Annotated in this window: 14 protein-coding genes; 5 read left to right on the top strand and 9 right to left on the bottom strand. The window is 67.6% G+C overall.

Annotated features, from left to right (window positions below; all coding sequences use genetic code 11):
- Positions 1–1467 (top strand): sensor histidine kinase, encoded by a 1467-nt coding sequence (locus AC1DN2_RS16960; RefSeq protein WP_476851307.1) that lies wholly within the window; start codon positions 1–3, stop codon positions 1465–1467.
- 190 nt (positions 1468–1657) lie between these two features.
- Positions 1658–1945 (top strand): WXG100 family type VII secretion target, encoded by a 288-nt coding sequence (locus tag AC1DN2_RS16955; RefSeq protein WP_476851268.1) that lies wholly within the window; start codon positions 1658–1660, stop codon positions 1943–1945.
- Positions 1946–1958: 13 nt separating this feature from the next.
- Here AC1DN2_RS16955 and AC1DN2_RS16950 read toward each other — a convergent pair whose 3' ends face one another.
- The 6 genes from AC1DN2_RS16950 to AC1DN2_RS16925 all read right to left on the bottom strand — a co-directional run bounded on the left by AC1DN2_RS16950 (position 1959) and on the right by AC1DN2_RS16925 (position 7771).
- A complete protein-coding gene (locus AC1DN2_RS16950) occupies positions 1959–3014 on the bottom strand; it encodes an RNase H family protein (RefSeq protein ID WP_476851267.1) in 1056 nt (351 codons plus the stop codon).
- Between the two features lie 135 nt (positions 3015–3149).
- Positions 3150–4787: a chaperonin GroEL gene (gene groL / locus AC1DN2_RS16945; protein WP_079555368.1), complete on the bottom strand. Its 1638-nt coding sequence runs from the start codon at positions 4785–4787 to the stop codon at positions 3150–3152.
- 295 nt (positions 4788–5082) lie between these two features.
- Entirely contained in the window at positions 5083–6351 is a 1269-nt protein-coding gene (locus AC1DN2_RS16940; protein WP_476851306.1) for an ABC transporter substrate-binding protein, read from the bottom strand.
- A 59-nt stretch (positions 6352–6410) separates the two neighbouring features.
- The gene (locus AC1DN2_RS16935) at positions 6411–6614 is read right to left on the bottom strand and encodes a cold-shock protein (protein ID WP_230008017.1); all 204 of its coding nucleotides are present in this window, start codon (positions 6612–6614) and stop codon (positions 6411–6413) included.
- Positions 6615–6772: 158 nt separating this feature from the next.
- Positions 6773–7414 carry a LytR C-terminal domain-containing protein gene (locus AC1DN2_RS16930; RefSeq protein WP_476851266.1) on the bottom strand — a complete coding sequence of 214 codons (642 nt, stop codon included), beginning with the start codon at positions 7412–7414 and terminating at the stop codon, positions 6773–6775.
- Between the two features lie 93 nt (positions 7415–7507).
- On the bottom strand, positions 7508–7771 hold the full coding sequence (locus AC1DN2_RS16925; protein ID WP_223915291.1) for a DUF3263 domain-containing protein: 264 nt from the start codon (positions 7769–7771) through the stop codon (positions 7508–7510).
- Positions 7772–7974: 203 nt separating this feature from the next.
- On the opposite strand from AC1DN2_RS16925, the gene AC1DN2_RS16920 reads away from it, so the two are divergent.
- Entirely contained in the window at positions 7975–8781 is an 807-nt protein-coding gene (locus AC1DN2_RS16920) for a uracil-DNA glycosylase (protein WP_476851265.1), read from the top strand.
- Positions 8782–8832: 51 nt separating this feature from the next.
- Positions 8833–9672, top strand: coding sequence for a siderophore-interacting protein (locus tag AC1DN2_RS16915; protein ID WP_476851264.1), 840 nt, complete (start codon positions 8833–8835; stop codon positions 9670–9672).
- A 168-nt stretch (positions 9673–9840) separates the two neighbouring features.
- Here the strand turns inward: AC1DN2_RS16915 and AC1DN2_RS16910 are convergent, their stop codons facing one another.
- Positions 9841–11337, bottom strand: coding sequence for a threonine/serine exporter family protein (locus AC1DN2_RS16910; RefSeq protein WP_476851263.1), 1497 nt, complete (start codon positions 11335–11337; stop codon positions 9841–9843).
- Positions 11338–11367: 30 nt separating this feature from the next.
- Complete coding sequence (locus AC1DN2_RS16905) at positions 11368–12441, bottom strand: lipid II:glycine glycyltransferase FemX (protein WP_476851262.1); 1074 nt, start codon at positions 12439–12441, stop codon at positions 11368–11370.
- Positions 12442–12555: 114 nt separating this feature from the next.
- Here AC1DN2_RS16905 and AC1DN2_RS16900 point away from each other — a divergent pair, with 114 nt between their 5' ends.
- Positions 12556–13125 (top strand): TspO/MBR family protein, encoded by a 570-nt coding sequence (locus AC1DN2_RS16900; RefSeq protein ID WP_476851261.1) that lies wholly within the window; start codon positions 12556–12558, stop codon positions 13123–13125.
- A gap of 93 nt (positions 13126–13218) precedes the next feature.
- Here the strand turns inward: AC1DN2_RS16900 and AC1DN2_RS16895 are convergent.
- On the bottom strand, positions 13219–13470 hold a 252-nt coding region (locus AC1DN2_RS16895; protein WP_476851260.1), incomplete at its 5' end, for an L-serine ammonia-lyase, iron-sulfur-dependent, subunit alpha.

Here is a 13470-nt window from a genome sequence, read left to right as displayed (position 1 = left end):
TTGCTGTACCGCTGGAAATCGGCGTCGCTGCGCTCTCAACTCGTGGCCATCATGATGGCGCTCATGCTGGTGGCCCTCACGGCTACCGGGGCGGGCACGCTGACGCTGCTGCACAGCTTCCTGCAGGGCCAGGTGGATGACAAGCTCCGGGCCGCCGTCGAATCCGCGCGGCAGCAGCAGTCCTTCAGCCAGCTGCAGGAAACTAACTCCACCGTCCCCACCGACTACTCGCTGATGCTCTTCAGCCCCGGTCTTCCGCCCTACACGTTCGGCGGCGACAAGGAATCCCACCCCGCGCTCAGCACCTTTTCCTCGGTCGAGGCCCGGGAACGCCAGCAGATGCCCTTCCAGGTCCGCGGATCCGAGGGCGGCAGCTGGCGGGTCGTGGCCGTCAGCGTGGTGGACAACAACAACCGTGGCGCCGTCGTCGTGATCGGGCTGCCGCTGGACCCCGTGGATTCGGTGATGGAACACGCTGCCCTGGTGGTGGTGGGTGTGGGCCTGCTGACGCTCGTGCTGGCGTTCTTCATTGCCACCTGGACTGTTTCGCGGTCCTTCCGGCCGCTGGCCCGGGTGGAGAAGACGGCCGCCGCGATCGCCGCGGGAGACTTGTCCCAGCGTGTGGAGGTGGAGAACCCGGGCACGGAGGTGGGCCGGCTTGGGAGCTCGCTCAATGCAATGCTCGCGCACATTGAGACGGCCTTCGCCGCCAGGATGGCGTCCGAGGCGCGGATGCGGCGCTTCGCCGCCGACGCCTCGCACGAACTGAGAACCCCGCTGGTGACCATCCGCGGGTTCTCCGAGCTGTACCGGCACGGGGCGTTGTCCACCCCGGAAGACGTGGCCACGGCGATGGGGCGGATCGAAAGCGAAGCCAAACGCATGGGAGCCATGGTCGAAGACCTGCTGCTGCTGGCCAGGATCGACGAACAGCGGCCGTTGCAGCAGAAGCCCGCGGACCTGCTGCTGCTGGCCAACGACGCCGTGGTGGACACCCAGGCGAGCGACCGCAGCCGCACCATCACCCTCACCGGGATTGACGGCGCGGCCCCGGCCGCCGCCCCGGTGCTGGGCGACGAAGCCAAACTGCGCCAAGTGGTCAGCAACCTGGTCGGCAATGCCCTGCGCTACACGCCGGAGGGCACCCCAGTCGAAATTGGCGTCGGGGTCCGGACCGCACCGGATGGAACACGGCAGTCCGTGATCGAGGTCCGGGACCACGGACCGGGGGTTCCGGATGAGGAGGCGGCCCGTATTTTCGAGCGCTTCTACCGGGCCGACACCTCCCGGACCAGGGAGACCGGCGGCAGTGGACTTGGCCTGGCGATCGTGGCCGCCATCGTCGGCTCGCATTCCGGGTCCGTGCGGGTCGGGAAGACCGACGGCGGCGGTGCCACGCTGGTGGTCAGCATCCCGCTCCTGGACGAAGAGGCCACGGAACGGTCCACAGCGGACTTATCCACATAGGGGCCGACGGCGGTGTCCGGCCGGCGCGCCGCCCGCCTACGCTCGAGGTGTCCGGAAGATCCGGATGAGGCAGCCGCTCCCCGCCAGCTCTCACCGAAAATGTCACCGCAATACCTCACCGCAGACCCGCTGACGTTCACCGTGCTCCGCCGGGCCGCGGCCGCCTCCCGAGCATTCGAGAGGCATTTCCATGAGCATCATCTCCGTCGATACCGAACTCCTCCAGCTGAAGTCCGCCAACGTGCAGGCCACGGTGGAGAGGATCAGCGCGGACGTCCACGCCATGAAACGGGGGCTGGACGAGCTCCAGGGCAGCTGGCGGGGCTCCGCGGCGACTAATTTCCAAACCCTCGTGGCCGAGTGGACGCTGACCCAAAGCAGGGTCGAGGCGTCCCTGGCGTCCATCAACCTCGCACTGAACTCCGCTGCCGCCACCTATGCGCAGGCGGAACTGGGCAATGCGCAGCGCTTCACGTGAGCCGCACGCGCCCTCAGGCCTCGGGTGTGCCCTGGTGGAAGCGCAGGCGCCATTGGGCGCCTTCAAGGACCCACAGGGAGCTGCGCAGGGCTGATCCCTCACGGGTGTGGCTGCGGTAGGTCAGCAGGATAGTCTTCTCACCCAGCCGGTCCGCGCCCAACAGTTCCAGCTCCACGGCTCCGCCCGGGTTGTCCTCGAGTGACATCATCATGGCGTCGCGGGTCCAGATCCGGCCGGAGCTGCCGATTTCGGTGAAGCCCGGGTGGAGCAGCACGCCCGTGCGGCCCAGGTCTGCCCGGGTTTCGGGGCGGAGCAGTTCGCGTTCGAGGGACTCGACGACGGCTTCGGCGCTGGCCTCCGCCCGGTCTACGGCAGGTTCTTCTTCGAGTTCGCTGAAGAGGTCCGGTTCGTCGTAGGTCCCCGGCGCGCCAAAGAGTTCCTGCTGGCCGGCTGGCGCCGGGGCTGCCTGCGGCCGGGTTGCGGCCGCAGGGGCGGCTGCGGGTGGGGCGGCGGACTGGGCGGCGGGCTGCATCTTGTCCTGCTGTGTCATGCCCTGCTGTGTTTTGCCCGCTGGCGGTTCGCCCGCTGGCGGTTCGCCCTCCGGGGTGCCGAACCCGGGACCCTGCCGGACGGCCACGCCCTGCTGGTACGCCGTGGCCGCTGCCCGGGCGCGGACGTCCGCCGCCTCGTTGAGCTCGTGCCCCGCGTGGCCCCGCACCCATTCGAAGGTGTACTTGCGGCCCACGAGCGCCTGGTCGATGTCCCTGAGGAGGTCCACGTTCAGCACCGGCTTGCCGTCGGCTTTGCGCCAGCCCTTGCGTTTCCACCCGGGCATCCACTTGGTCACGGCGTTGATGACGTACTGGCTGTCGCAGAGGATCAGCAGGTCTTCCCCGGGCATGTGCGCCGTTGCCCGGAACAGGTCCAGCACCGCCATCAGTTCGCCCTGGTTGTTCGTGCCGTGGGGCCACCCCCCGGCCCGCCAGCAGTCGTCATTCACGTACCAGGCCCAGCCGGCCGGGCCAGGATTTCCTAAGGCCGAACCGTCGGCCGCTGCTGTAATCGTCACTGACCTATCCTGCCAGAACCCGCCGACGCCCACCGACGCTCCCTTGGACAGGGGCCGCGCTTAACCGGCGACGGCGGCCCCACCCGAAGGTGGGACCGCCGTCGTCGAACAGCCGGTGATGGCTGGCGCGGGTGGTTAGAAACCGCCCATGCCGCCCATGCCGCCCATGTCGTCGCCGCCGCCCATCGGGGCGCCACCCTTCTCGGGCTTGTCGGCTACAACGGCCTCGGTGGTGAGGAACAGGCCGGCGATGGAAGCCGCGTTCTGCAGGGCAGAGCGGGTTACCTTGACCGGGTCGTTGATGCCGGCGGCCAGCAGGTCGACGTACTCGCCGGTGGCGGCGTTGAGGCCGTGGCCTGCGGGCAGGCCGCGGACCTTGTCCACAACGACGCCGGGCTCGAGGCCGGCGTTGAAGGCGATCTGCTTCAGCGGGGCGTCGATGGCAACGCGGACGATGTTCGCGCCCGTTGCTTCGTCACCGGAGAGCTGCAGGTTCGCGAATGCCTTGGCACCGGCCTGGATCAGGGCAACGCCACCGCCGGCGACGATGCCCTCTTCGACAGCAGCCTTGGCGTTGCGGACGGCGTCCTCAATGCGGTGCTTGCGTTCCTTGAGCTCGACCTCGGTTGCGGCGCCGGCCTTGATGACTGCAACGCCGCCGGCCAGCTTGGCCAGGCGCTCCTGCAGCTTCTCGCGGTCGTAGTCGGAATCGGAGTTCTCGATCTCGGCGCGGATCTGGGACACGCGGCCGGCGATCTGGTCGGCGTCGCCTGCACCCTCGACGATCGTGGTCTCGTCCTTGGTGACAACAACCTTGCGGGCCTTGCCAAGGAGTTCGAGTCCGGCGGTCTCAAGCTTGAGGCCGACTTCCTCGGAGATGACCTGGCCACCGGTGAGGATGGCGATGTCGGCCAGTTGCGCCTTGCGGCGGTCGCCGAAGCCCGGAGCCTTGACGGCGACGGACTTGAAGGTGCCGCGGATCTTGTTGACGATCAGGGTGGCCAGGGCCTCGCCCTCGATGTCTTCGGCAATGATCAGCAGCGGCTTGTTGGACTGCATGACCTTTTCCAGGACAGCAACCAGTTCCTTGACGTTGGAGATCTTGGAGTTGACGATCAGGATGTACGGATCCTCAAGGACCGTTTCCTGGCGCTCAGCGTCGGTGACGAAGTAGGCGGAGATGTAGCCCTTGTCGAAGCGCATGCCTTCGGTCAGCTCCAGCTCGAGGCCGAACGTGTTCGACTCCTCGACGGTGATGACGCCTTCCTTGCCGACCTTGTCGAGGGCTTCGGCGATCAGGGCGCCGATCTCGTTGTCGCCGGCGGAGATGGACGCGGTGGCGGCGATCTCTTCCTTGGTCTCGATTTCCTTGGCGGAGGCCAGGAGCTCGACGGTGACCGCGTCAACAGCCTTCTCGATGCCGCGCTTGAGGGACAGCGGGTCAGCGCCGGCCGCGACGTTGCGCAGGCCTTCCTTGACCAGGGCTTGTGCCAGCACGGTTGCCGTGGTGGTGCCGTCGCCTGCGACGTCATCCGTCTTCTTGGCAACTTCCTTGACCAGCTCGGCGCCGATCTTTTCGTAGGGATCGTCCAGCTCGATCTCCTTGGCGATGGAAACACCATCGTTGGTGATCGTGGGGGCGCCCCACTTCTTTTCGAGGACGACGTTGCGTCCCCGCGGGCCGAGGGTGACCTTGACGGCGTCGGCGAGGATGTTCAGGCCCCGCTCAAGACCGCGGCGTGCCTCTTCATCAAATGCAATGATCTTGGCCATAACGGCAGTAGTCCTTTCGGGACAGTCGTTAAGAATGAACCTTCGCTGTGGTGCCCGCGACGGACGATCCCAACCCCGCGGCCTCTGTATGCCGCCGGGTCCGGGATCTCACCCCAGCAAGGTGTTTCTTTAGCTCCTGGACCGGCTGCCTCACTTCGCGGCCGGGCGGACCGGGCGTCGTGTTAGCAGTCAGTGCGCTGGAGTGCTAAATCAATAATTAGCACTCCCCCGGGGAGAGTGCAAGCAGTGGCCGGCCGGAACCGGCCGCCACGCGGGCACAATACGCTACGAGCGATCAGCCGCCGCTGCTGCTCGCGGCTTCTGTGCCGTCCACCGTGGGCAGGTTGTCCTCGCCGTAGGTCGAAACCATGTAGTTCGCTTCGGTGATGTCGCCGTGGGCATCAAAGTTGATCCGTCCGGACTGGCCGTCGTAGTCCGGCCGCTGGCCTGCCCGGAGGACGCCGACGCAGTCTTTGTAGCTCGTGCATGACTCGCCGGGCGGCTGGCTGCCGCCGGCCCCGGTTCCGCCTGCTGCCGGGGTTCCGCCGGAGACCGCGACGAGGGACGCCGCGATGGAAGTGCCGGCGTCGTCCTCTGCGGCGGCGGCGGCGACGGCGGCCAGGACGACGGCGTCGTACGTCTCGGCGGCGAACACCATGTCCTTCAGCCCGGGATCAACGGCCACGAGGTCCGCCTGGAAGGCGGCGGAGGGAAACACGCCGGGCAGGATCCCGCGTGCACCCTCGAGCGCCCGGGCGCCCAGGCCAGAGCCGTACTTGCTGACTGCTCCGTCACTGAGGACCAGCTTCTTGCCGGCGAGGCCGGCGTTGTTCAGCTCGGCGATGGCGCCCTGTGCGCCGTCGCGCGAGACCAGGATGACGGCGTCGGGGTTGGCGGCCTTAGCGGCGGCGACAGCCTGCTGAGCCTGGCCGGGGGTGAACTCCGAGTCCGCCACGACCTCCAGTCCGGACTGTTTCGCCGCGCCGCCGACGGCGGCGGCGACGTCTTTGCCGTAGTCGCCTTCCTCATGCAGGACCGCCAGGGTCCTGGCGCCGCCGTCTTTGACCAGTTTGGCGAGGACGGATGCCTGGGCGATGTCGGCGGCCGAGGTGCGGAAATAGTAGCCGCCGCTCTTGTAGTTGCTGAGCGCGGCGGCGGTGTTGGCCGGGGAGATCACGGCTACCTTGGCGTTGGCGAGCACGTCGATGGCGGCCGGGGCACGGCTGGAATCGGTCGGGCCGATCACAACGTCGGCCTTGGCGGCAACCAGCGCTTTCGCCTGGGCGGCGGTGTCCGTGCTGATGGTTTCCGGCAGCAGCTCCACCGGTTTGCCTTTGTGCCCGCCGGCAGCGTTGATCTCCTTGACGGCAAGTTTGGCCGCCGCGAGCTCGGAGGCGTTGAGGAAGTTCTGCTTGCCCGTGTTGTCCAGGATCATGCCGATGCGCAGGATGCCGTCACCGCTGGCGTCGGCGCTGGCCACGCGGGCACTGCCCGCGGGGCCAAGGCAGCCCGTCAGGGCCAGGGCCGCTACTGTGCCCGCCGCCAGGGCGCGGCCCAGCGGCAAATGTCCTCCGCGGCGCCCGGCCGCGTTCCTTTGGGCGTTCGTGACGGCAGCCAGTACCACTAGGCGGGCCGGACGCTTTCGGCCTGCGGGCCCTTTTCGCCCTCGCCGACTTCCAGTTCCACCCGCTGGCCCTCGTCCAGGGCGCGGTAGCCTTCCCCGACGATCGCGGACCAGTGCACGAAGACGTCGTTCTCGGAACCGTCCACGGCGATGAAGCCGTAGCCCTTTTCGGCGTTGAACCATTTGACGGTTCCCAGTGCCATGGTGTCCACACTTTCAGCTAGCTTGCGTGCGGCCCACCTCGATGTGCGCCGCGGACTGCGAAAAGAAATCCGCAGATACTGTACCCACAGCGTCCCCCAGGAACGCCGGCGGCGGGCAGGGCCGCCGCCTAATAGTTATTGAGGCGTAACCGGATTGGCTACTGGTAGCCGGGGCCGAGCACGACGACAAGGGGCATGTTGAACTCGGCAGAGTCCACGAGGGTGTCGACGCCGAGGAGGGCTCCGAGTGCCTCCGCATTGTCCTTCTGCTCGACGCCGCTGTAGAAGATCACCGACGTCTGTTGCGGGACACCGCCCCAGTTGCCTGTCTCGCCCAGGACCCAGCCGTCGGAGGTGACGGTGCCGCCGACGCGGGTGGCGAGGCCGGCGGTGGTGGTCGCGTTGTAGATCGTCACCGGCTGCGTCTTGTCGACGGCGGCGGCTGTGGCGCTCGGCGTAGCTGACGGCGAAGCCGCCGGCGCGGCGGCGGCGGCGTCCGTGCCGGCCGGCTCCGGGCTCGTCGGCGTGGGACTGGGGCTCATGGTGCTTGTGGCGGACGGGCTGCTGCTGGCAGATGCGGACGCGCTGCCACCGGCGGTCACAGCCGCGGCCTGGCCTGCGGAGAAGCCGAGCTTCGGCAGGATCAGGAAGGCCACCAGGCCGATGGCCAGGGCTACGCAGCCAGCCGCCAGGATCGGCGCCAGGCTCCGCCGCCGCGATGCCGCGACGGCCCGGTGGACTCCCTGCCGGGTAGAGGTCTCCGGGACCCGATCAAATTCATCCCGAGCGTATTTGGTCATGGTAAAACGACGTCCTTGCTGATTTCATACGGGGTGCCCGAGGCCGGAACGGACGCAACAGGACGTGCGCATCCGGCTGCTCGTGACGCGACTTTACGAATCTGTTCCCAGACGACGGGCAGTGCGGGCACGTTGGCGTGATGTACGTAGTCTACGCAATCTCTTGACCAGCATGGGATCGTGGGCCAGCGCATCCTCGGTATCGATGAGGGCATTGAGGATCTGGTAGTAGTGCGTGGCGGACAGATCGAACAGCTCGCGGATGGCCTGTTCCTTGGCCCCGGCGTACTTCCACCATTGCCGCTCCAAGGCCAGCATCTGCTGGTCGCGGGCGCTCAGCGCAGACTCCGCGGACACCCCGTCCGGGCCCGCGCCGGCGGTTGGGAATCCGGCAGAATCCCCCGCGAGCACGTGCTCTTGCGCTGTTTCGGCCACGACACACTCCTGGTTGATTCCGAAAAACCTGGCTGGTATCCGTTAAAAAGTCAGTCCCAATGCTACGGCCGAATGACAGGGTTGTCATTCGGGCGGGCGCAGAAACGGGCCTTAGCTGGGGAAGAATGGGTGCTGTGTTTGATGCCGAGTTTGACCCCGCCAGTGAACCCGACGCGCTGTTCGAGCTGGAGCCCGCAGCCGCGGACACCCTTAGCTTCGCGGACCTGGCACGCAGGCCGCTGGACGCGCTGGTTGCTCCGGACTGGGCGGGACCGCTGGCGACGGTGGAGGCGCAGTTGCGCGAAGCCCTCGCCTTTGTCGCGGGCGAAGTGGCCGCCGGGCACGGCGTTCTGCCCTCGCCGGCAAACCTGCTGCGGGCTTTCCGGCAGCCCCTGGCCGGCGTCCGCGTGCTGGTGGTGGGCCAGGACCCGTATCCGACGCCGGGGCACGCCGTGGGGTTGTCCTTCGCCGTGGACGGCGCCACCCGGCCGATCCCCCGCAGCCTGGCAAACATCTACAAGGAACTTCAGGCCGATCTCGGCTTCCCCCCGCGCGTCCACGGGGACCTCAGCCACTGGGCGGACCAAGGCGTACTGCTGCTCAACAGGGTGCTCAGCGTCCGTGCCGGCGCGGCGGGCTCGCACCGGAACAAGGGCTGGGAGGCCGTGACGGCGGCGGCCATCCGGGCAGTCGCCGGCCGCTCGTCCGTATCCGGTGCGGGCCATGCCCCTCTGGTGGCGATCCTGTGGGGCAAGGATGCCGAGTCCGTGCGGCCGCTGCTGGGGTCCGCCGCCGTGATCGCCAGCGCCCACCCCAGCCCGCTCTCGGCCTCGCGCGGCTTCTTCGGGTCCCGGCCGTTCAGCCGGGCCAACGCCCTGCTGCTGGAACAAGGCAGCGGGACGGTCGACTGGGAGCTTCCGCCGTTGCCGTAACAGGCCTCCGCGCAAAGCTCCCGCCGGGGGTTCTTGGTTAGGCTTAGCTGCATGACATCCGTCCCCGCAGCCACCACCGCCACCCGGAACTCGCGCCCCCAGACCGATCTGATGGTCCTGCGCAGGGAGCAGCTCTCCCCGCACATGGTCCGGATCATCGCCGGGGGCCCCGGCTTCGCCGGGTTCGTCAACAACGACTATGTGGACCGGTACGTCAAGATCGTCTTTCCGCAACCCGGCGTCGAATACCCGGATCCGCTGGATTTGTGGGCCATCCGGGAAACCATGCCGCGCAGTCAGTGGCCGCATACCCGGACCTACACGGTCCGCTGGGTGGACCCGGCGGCGCAGGAACTGGCCATTGACTTTGTGATCCACGGCGACGAGGGGCTCGCCGGCCCTTGGGCGGCCTCGGCCCAGCCCGGCGATCGCCTGACTTTCACCGGCCCCGGCGGCGGGTACAACCCGGACCCGGCCGCGGACTGGTACCTGTTTGCCGGCGATGAATCAGCGTTGCCGGCCATCGGCGCGGCGATCGAATCCCTGCCGGAAGATGCCCGCGGCCTCGCCCTGCTCGAAGTGGACAGCGACGCCGACGTCCAGGCCATCGCCGGGCCGGCCGGCGTCGAATTGCGCTGGCTGCTGCGCGGCGGCGCACCCGCCGGTGAGAGCGAACTGCTGGTCACCGCGGTGCGCGACGCCGAGTGGCCCGAGGGCCGGGTGCAGGTCTTTGCCCACGGCGAGCGGGGCTACATGAAGGGCCTCCGGGACGTGTTCTACGTGCAGCGCGGGCTGGAGCGGGCCCAGGTGTCCCTCTCGGGCTACTGGGCCACGGGCCGGGTGGAGGACGACTTCCAGGCGGAGAAGAAGCTGCCGATAGGCAAGATCTAGCGGCTCGCCTCCCCTGGCTGTCCGGCGGGTGGCGCTGCGGAGTTTCCCCACCTTTGCCACCACGACGCCGGGACACGCCGGCGCGGCGGGCTGACACGCCGTCGCGTCCCGGCAAAAGTGGGGAAACCCGGCGCCTTAGGGGAGCCGGACGGGCATTCCTCGCAAGATCTAGCGGCGGCGTGCCCTGCGCCGTTCGTTGCTCGCCAGGCTCCGCGTCAGGGGCCGCGCCAAGGTGTCGCCGAGCACGATGCCGGCAGCGACACCGAGCACGATGGCCCCGGCGTTGAGCATGCCGCCGGCGCCCATGAGAATCTCCGATTCCTCGATGGTCAATACATACATCGACCGGAATATAGTGAGTCCGGGGAGCAGAATCAGCGCGGCGGGAACGGCCACCACCAGCTGTGGGGCGCCCATCCGGAGGGCCACGACGCGGGCCAGCAGGCCGATCACCACGGCAGCGAGGGCCGGGGCGAAGCGGGATCCGATGCCCAGGGCGTCGCCGCCGATGAGGACCAGGTAGCCCACCACCCCCACGGCCGCCGTCGGCAGCAGCAGCTTCCAGCTGGTCTGTTCCGTGATGCCGATCATCAGCACCGCGATGGCGATCAGGATGACGATCACCCACAAGTCATACTTGGGCGGGAATGTTTTGGTGACGTCTATGGGATCCATGCCGGTCATGTCCCCCACGACGAACCCGACGGCGATTCCGGCGACCAGCGCCCCGAAAGTCAGCATGGTGGACAGGAACCGGCCGGCCGCCGTGACGGGGAAGCCGTTGATCGCATCCTGCACCGAGGACACCAGGCGTCCCGTCGGCAGGAGCAGCAAAATCCCGCCGACCACCACGATCTCGGGAGCAATCTGCACTCCCAGCGGGCTGCCGAAGCGCCACAACAGCAGGGCGATGATGGTCACCAGGAACGAACACGAGGCAGTGATGAAGAAGTCCGGCGTACGCCAGCGGCCCAGCTGGCGGGCCAGCAGGCTGACCAGAAGGTTGGAGAGGAACGCGACGACCGAGGCGCCCAGTCCGCCGCCCAGGACACCGACGAAAACGGCAGAGAACACGCCGAAGGCCACGGTGACCATCCACCGCGGGAACGGCTTGGCGCTGCGGGTGATGTCCTCAAGCCGGCGCACGGCTTCCTCGCGGCCGACGCCGCCGGCCACGATGTCCGTCACCAGCTGGTGCACTTGAGAGAGGCCCGCGTAGTTGTTGGTCCAGGACCGCACCACGCGCAGCAGTGAGATGGGCGTCTGGTCCTTGGGTGCGTAGTTGATGGCCACCGACTGGTTGGTGATGTCCACCTCGATGTTCTTGAGGCCAAGCGCGGCGGTGATGGCGATGATGCTGGTCTCGACTTCGAGGGCGCCGGCCCCGTACCGGAACATGGATTCGGCCAGCTTCAGGGCGAAGTCGATGGTTTTGCGGGCAGAGGCGTCCACCCCGCCAACCTGGATCATCGGATTGGCGTAGGGGCTGCCGGCGAGCCGGTCGACGATGCTCATCGGCGCGGTGGGCGGGTTTTCGCCCTGGACCAGGCGGCGCAGCATCCTCTTGGCGGCGGCGTTCTGGCGCACCTGCATGGCCGACATTGGCTGGGTCCGGGGCAGGCCGTCCGTGGGTGGCCTGCGGTGGCCGTCGTTTCCGTTGTTCATTCCGGCCTCCTCACTGTCCTCGTCGGCTGTTTAGTAAAACTGCTGGCCCGTGCGCCGGGTGTAGACCTGGCGGGCCACGCGCTCCCCCGCCATCATCCAGGCCTTGTACTTCAGCGGGCTCAGGACCTGGTCATAGCAGCCGACAAAGTCGGTCACGGTTTTGCTGAAGCTCGTCTTGAACAGGCCCAGGCCATGGAACGGGTTTGAGGTGTCCTTGAGCTTGTCGCTCGGCGGCGTGCCGCAGAAGTCGTATTCGGTGCAGCCAAGGTCCTTGACCTGGTTGATTGCGGTCCACTGCACCAGGTGCGAGTCGCCGTACTGGCCACGCTTCTGCAGGGAGCCGCCGTCCTTGTACGTTCCCTTGCGGCCGTAGTTGATCACGAATGCGCCCACCGAGGGCACCCCGTTTTCGTACACGAAGAGCAGCCTGCCCTGATCCCGCTTCAGAAAGTTGGTCCAGAACTGGCGGTAGTACTCGTACTCGCGCACCCGGACCTGGGACTTGGCTTCCACCGTGGTGGTCATCAGGGCATACATGGCCCGGAAGTTCTCTTCCGTGGGCTCGACGTTGTGGACTTCCACGCCCTCGCGGATGGCGCGGCGCACGGCGTTGCGGCCCCGGGAGTGCAGGTTGCGCAGCAGCTGGTTTTCCTCGGGCGCAATATCGAGCAGCGCCGTGGAGTCGTTCGGCTGCAGGTTGTGGGTCTTGACCAGTCCGGCGGCCTCAAGGATCCGCGCGGCGTCGTCGGACAAGACAACATCCGGTTCGATCTTGATCGCGAAGACGCCCAGCTTGGCCCTTTTGACGAAGTCCGCGTTCGCCGCGACGATCCCGGGGATGTCCTCGACCGACGCCACGTCGGGTCCCTTGATCAGGTACCACAGCTTGCCGAGGACCGGAAAGGACTTCTCCAGGACCAGGTTGTAGCTCGTGTAATCGGCCGACTCGTACACCAGGTGCAAGGGCTTCCAGCCAAAGTGCTGTTTGACCTCGGCGAAGGCTTCCGATTGCAGGAGATTGCCGCCGTTGGGGTTCGCCGTGACGTGGGCATCCCAGTTGGCAATCTCTTCGGCAGAGGCAAAACGGGCAGTGAATTCTCGCAAGGGTGCGGTATCCAATCATTGCGGTACGAGCTTCGGCGGCATGCGGACATGCAGCCCCAAGTCTATCGGTCCGCACCCTGCCGCCGGTCCGGGTCAGGCGGTTAGGCTGGTCTCATGCAGGCTCAGCAACAACCGCTGGAAGGCCGTCCCGGGGCGCCCGGCGGCCACTCTAAGGGCGTTGGAAGCGGCGCGGGCAGCGGCTTCTCCCACGTGGTCGCGCTGCTGCTGTTCCTCGGCGCGTCGGCGCTCGTTGCGGCCTTGGGCGGCCTGGCCACGGCCAACCACGTCAACGGCTGGTACGCCACCGCGGACAAGGCCCCGTGGTCCCCGCCGAACTGGGTTTTCGGGCCCGTCTGGACGGTCCTGTACGCCGCCATGGCCGTCGCGGCGTGGCTGGTCTGGCGCAGCCGCGCCCCGGGGTCCAAAGCGGCCCTGACAGCCTACGGCGTGCAGTTGGGGCTGAACCTGCTCTGGACGCCGGTCTTCTTCGCCTTGTACCCGGCGCTCGGGACGCCGGCGCTGTGGATCGCGTTCGGGATCATCGTGGCTTTGGCCGTGGCCGTGGCCGTGACGGTGGTGCTCTTCGGACCGATCAGTCGGACGGCAGGACTGCTGATGCTGCCCTACCTGTCGTGGATCGTGTACGCATCCTCGCTGAACCTGTGGGCGGCACTGCACAACTAGCGCCTGCACAGCTGCAGGCCGCACAGCTGTAGGCCGCATGGCCGGAGCAGCCGGCCAGCGCCACGTCAGCCCCGGCCGGCGGCGGTCAGCTTCCTAGCACTCCACGACGTTGACGGCAAGGCCGCCCATTGCGGTTTCCTTGTATTTGGAGCTCATGTCCTTGCCGGTTTCGCGCATGGTCACGATGACCTCGTCGAGGGAGACCCGGTGCGTGCCGTCGCCCCAGAGCGCCATTTTGGCGGCGTTGATGGCCTTGGCGGCGGCGATCGCGTTGCGTTCGATGCACGGGACCTGCACGAGCCCGCCGATCGGATCGCAGGTCAGGCCCAGGTTGTGTTCCATCGC

This window comes from Arthrobacter sp. 01L42, from assembly GCF_056400005.1.
This window is presented reverse-complemented; position numbering and strand designations above follow the sequence as displayed.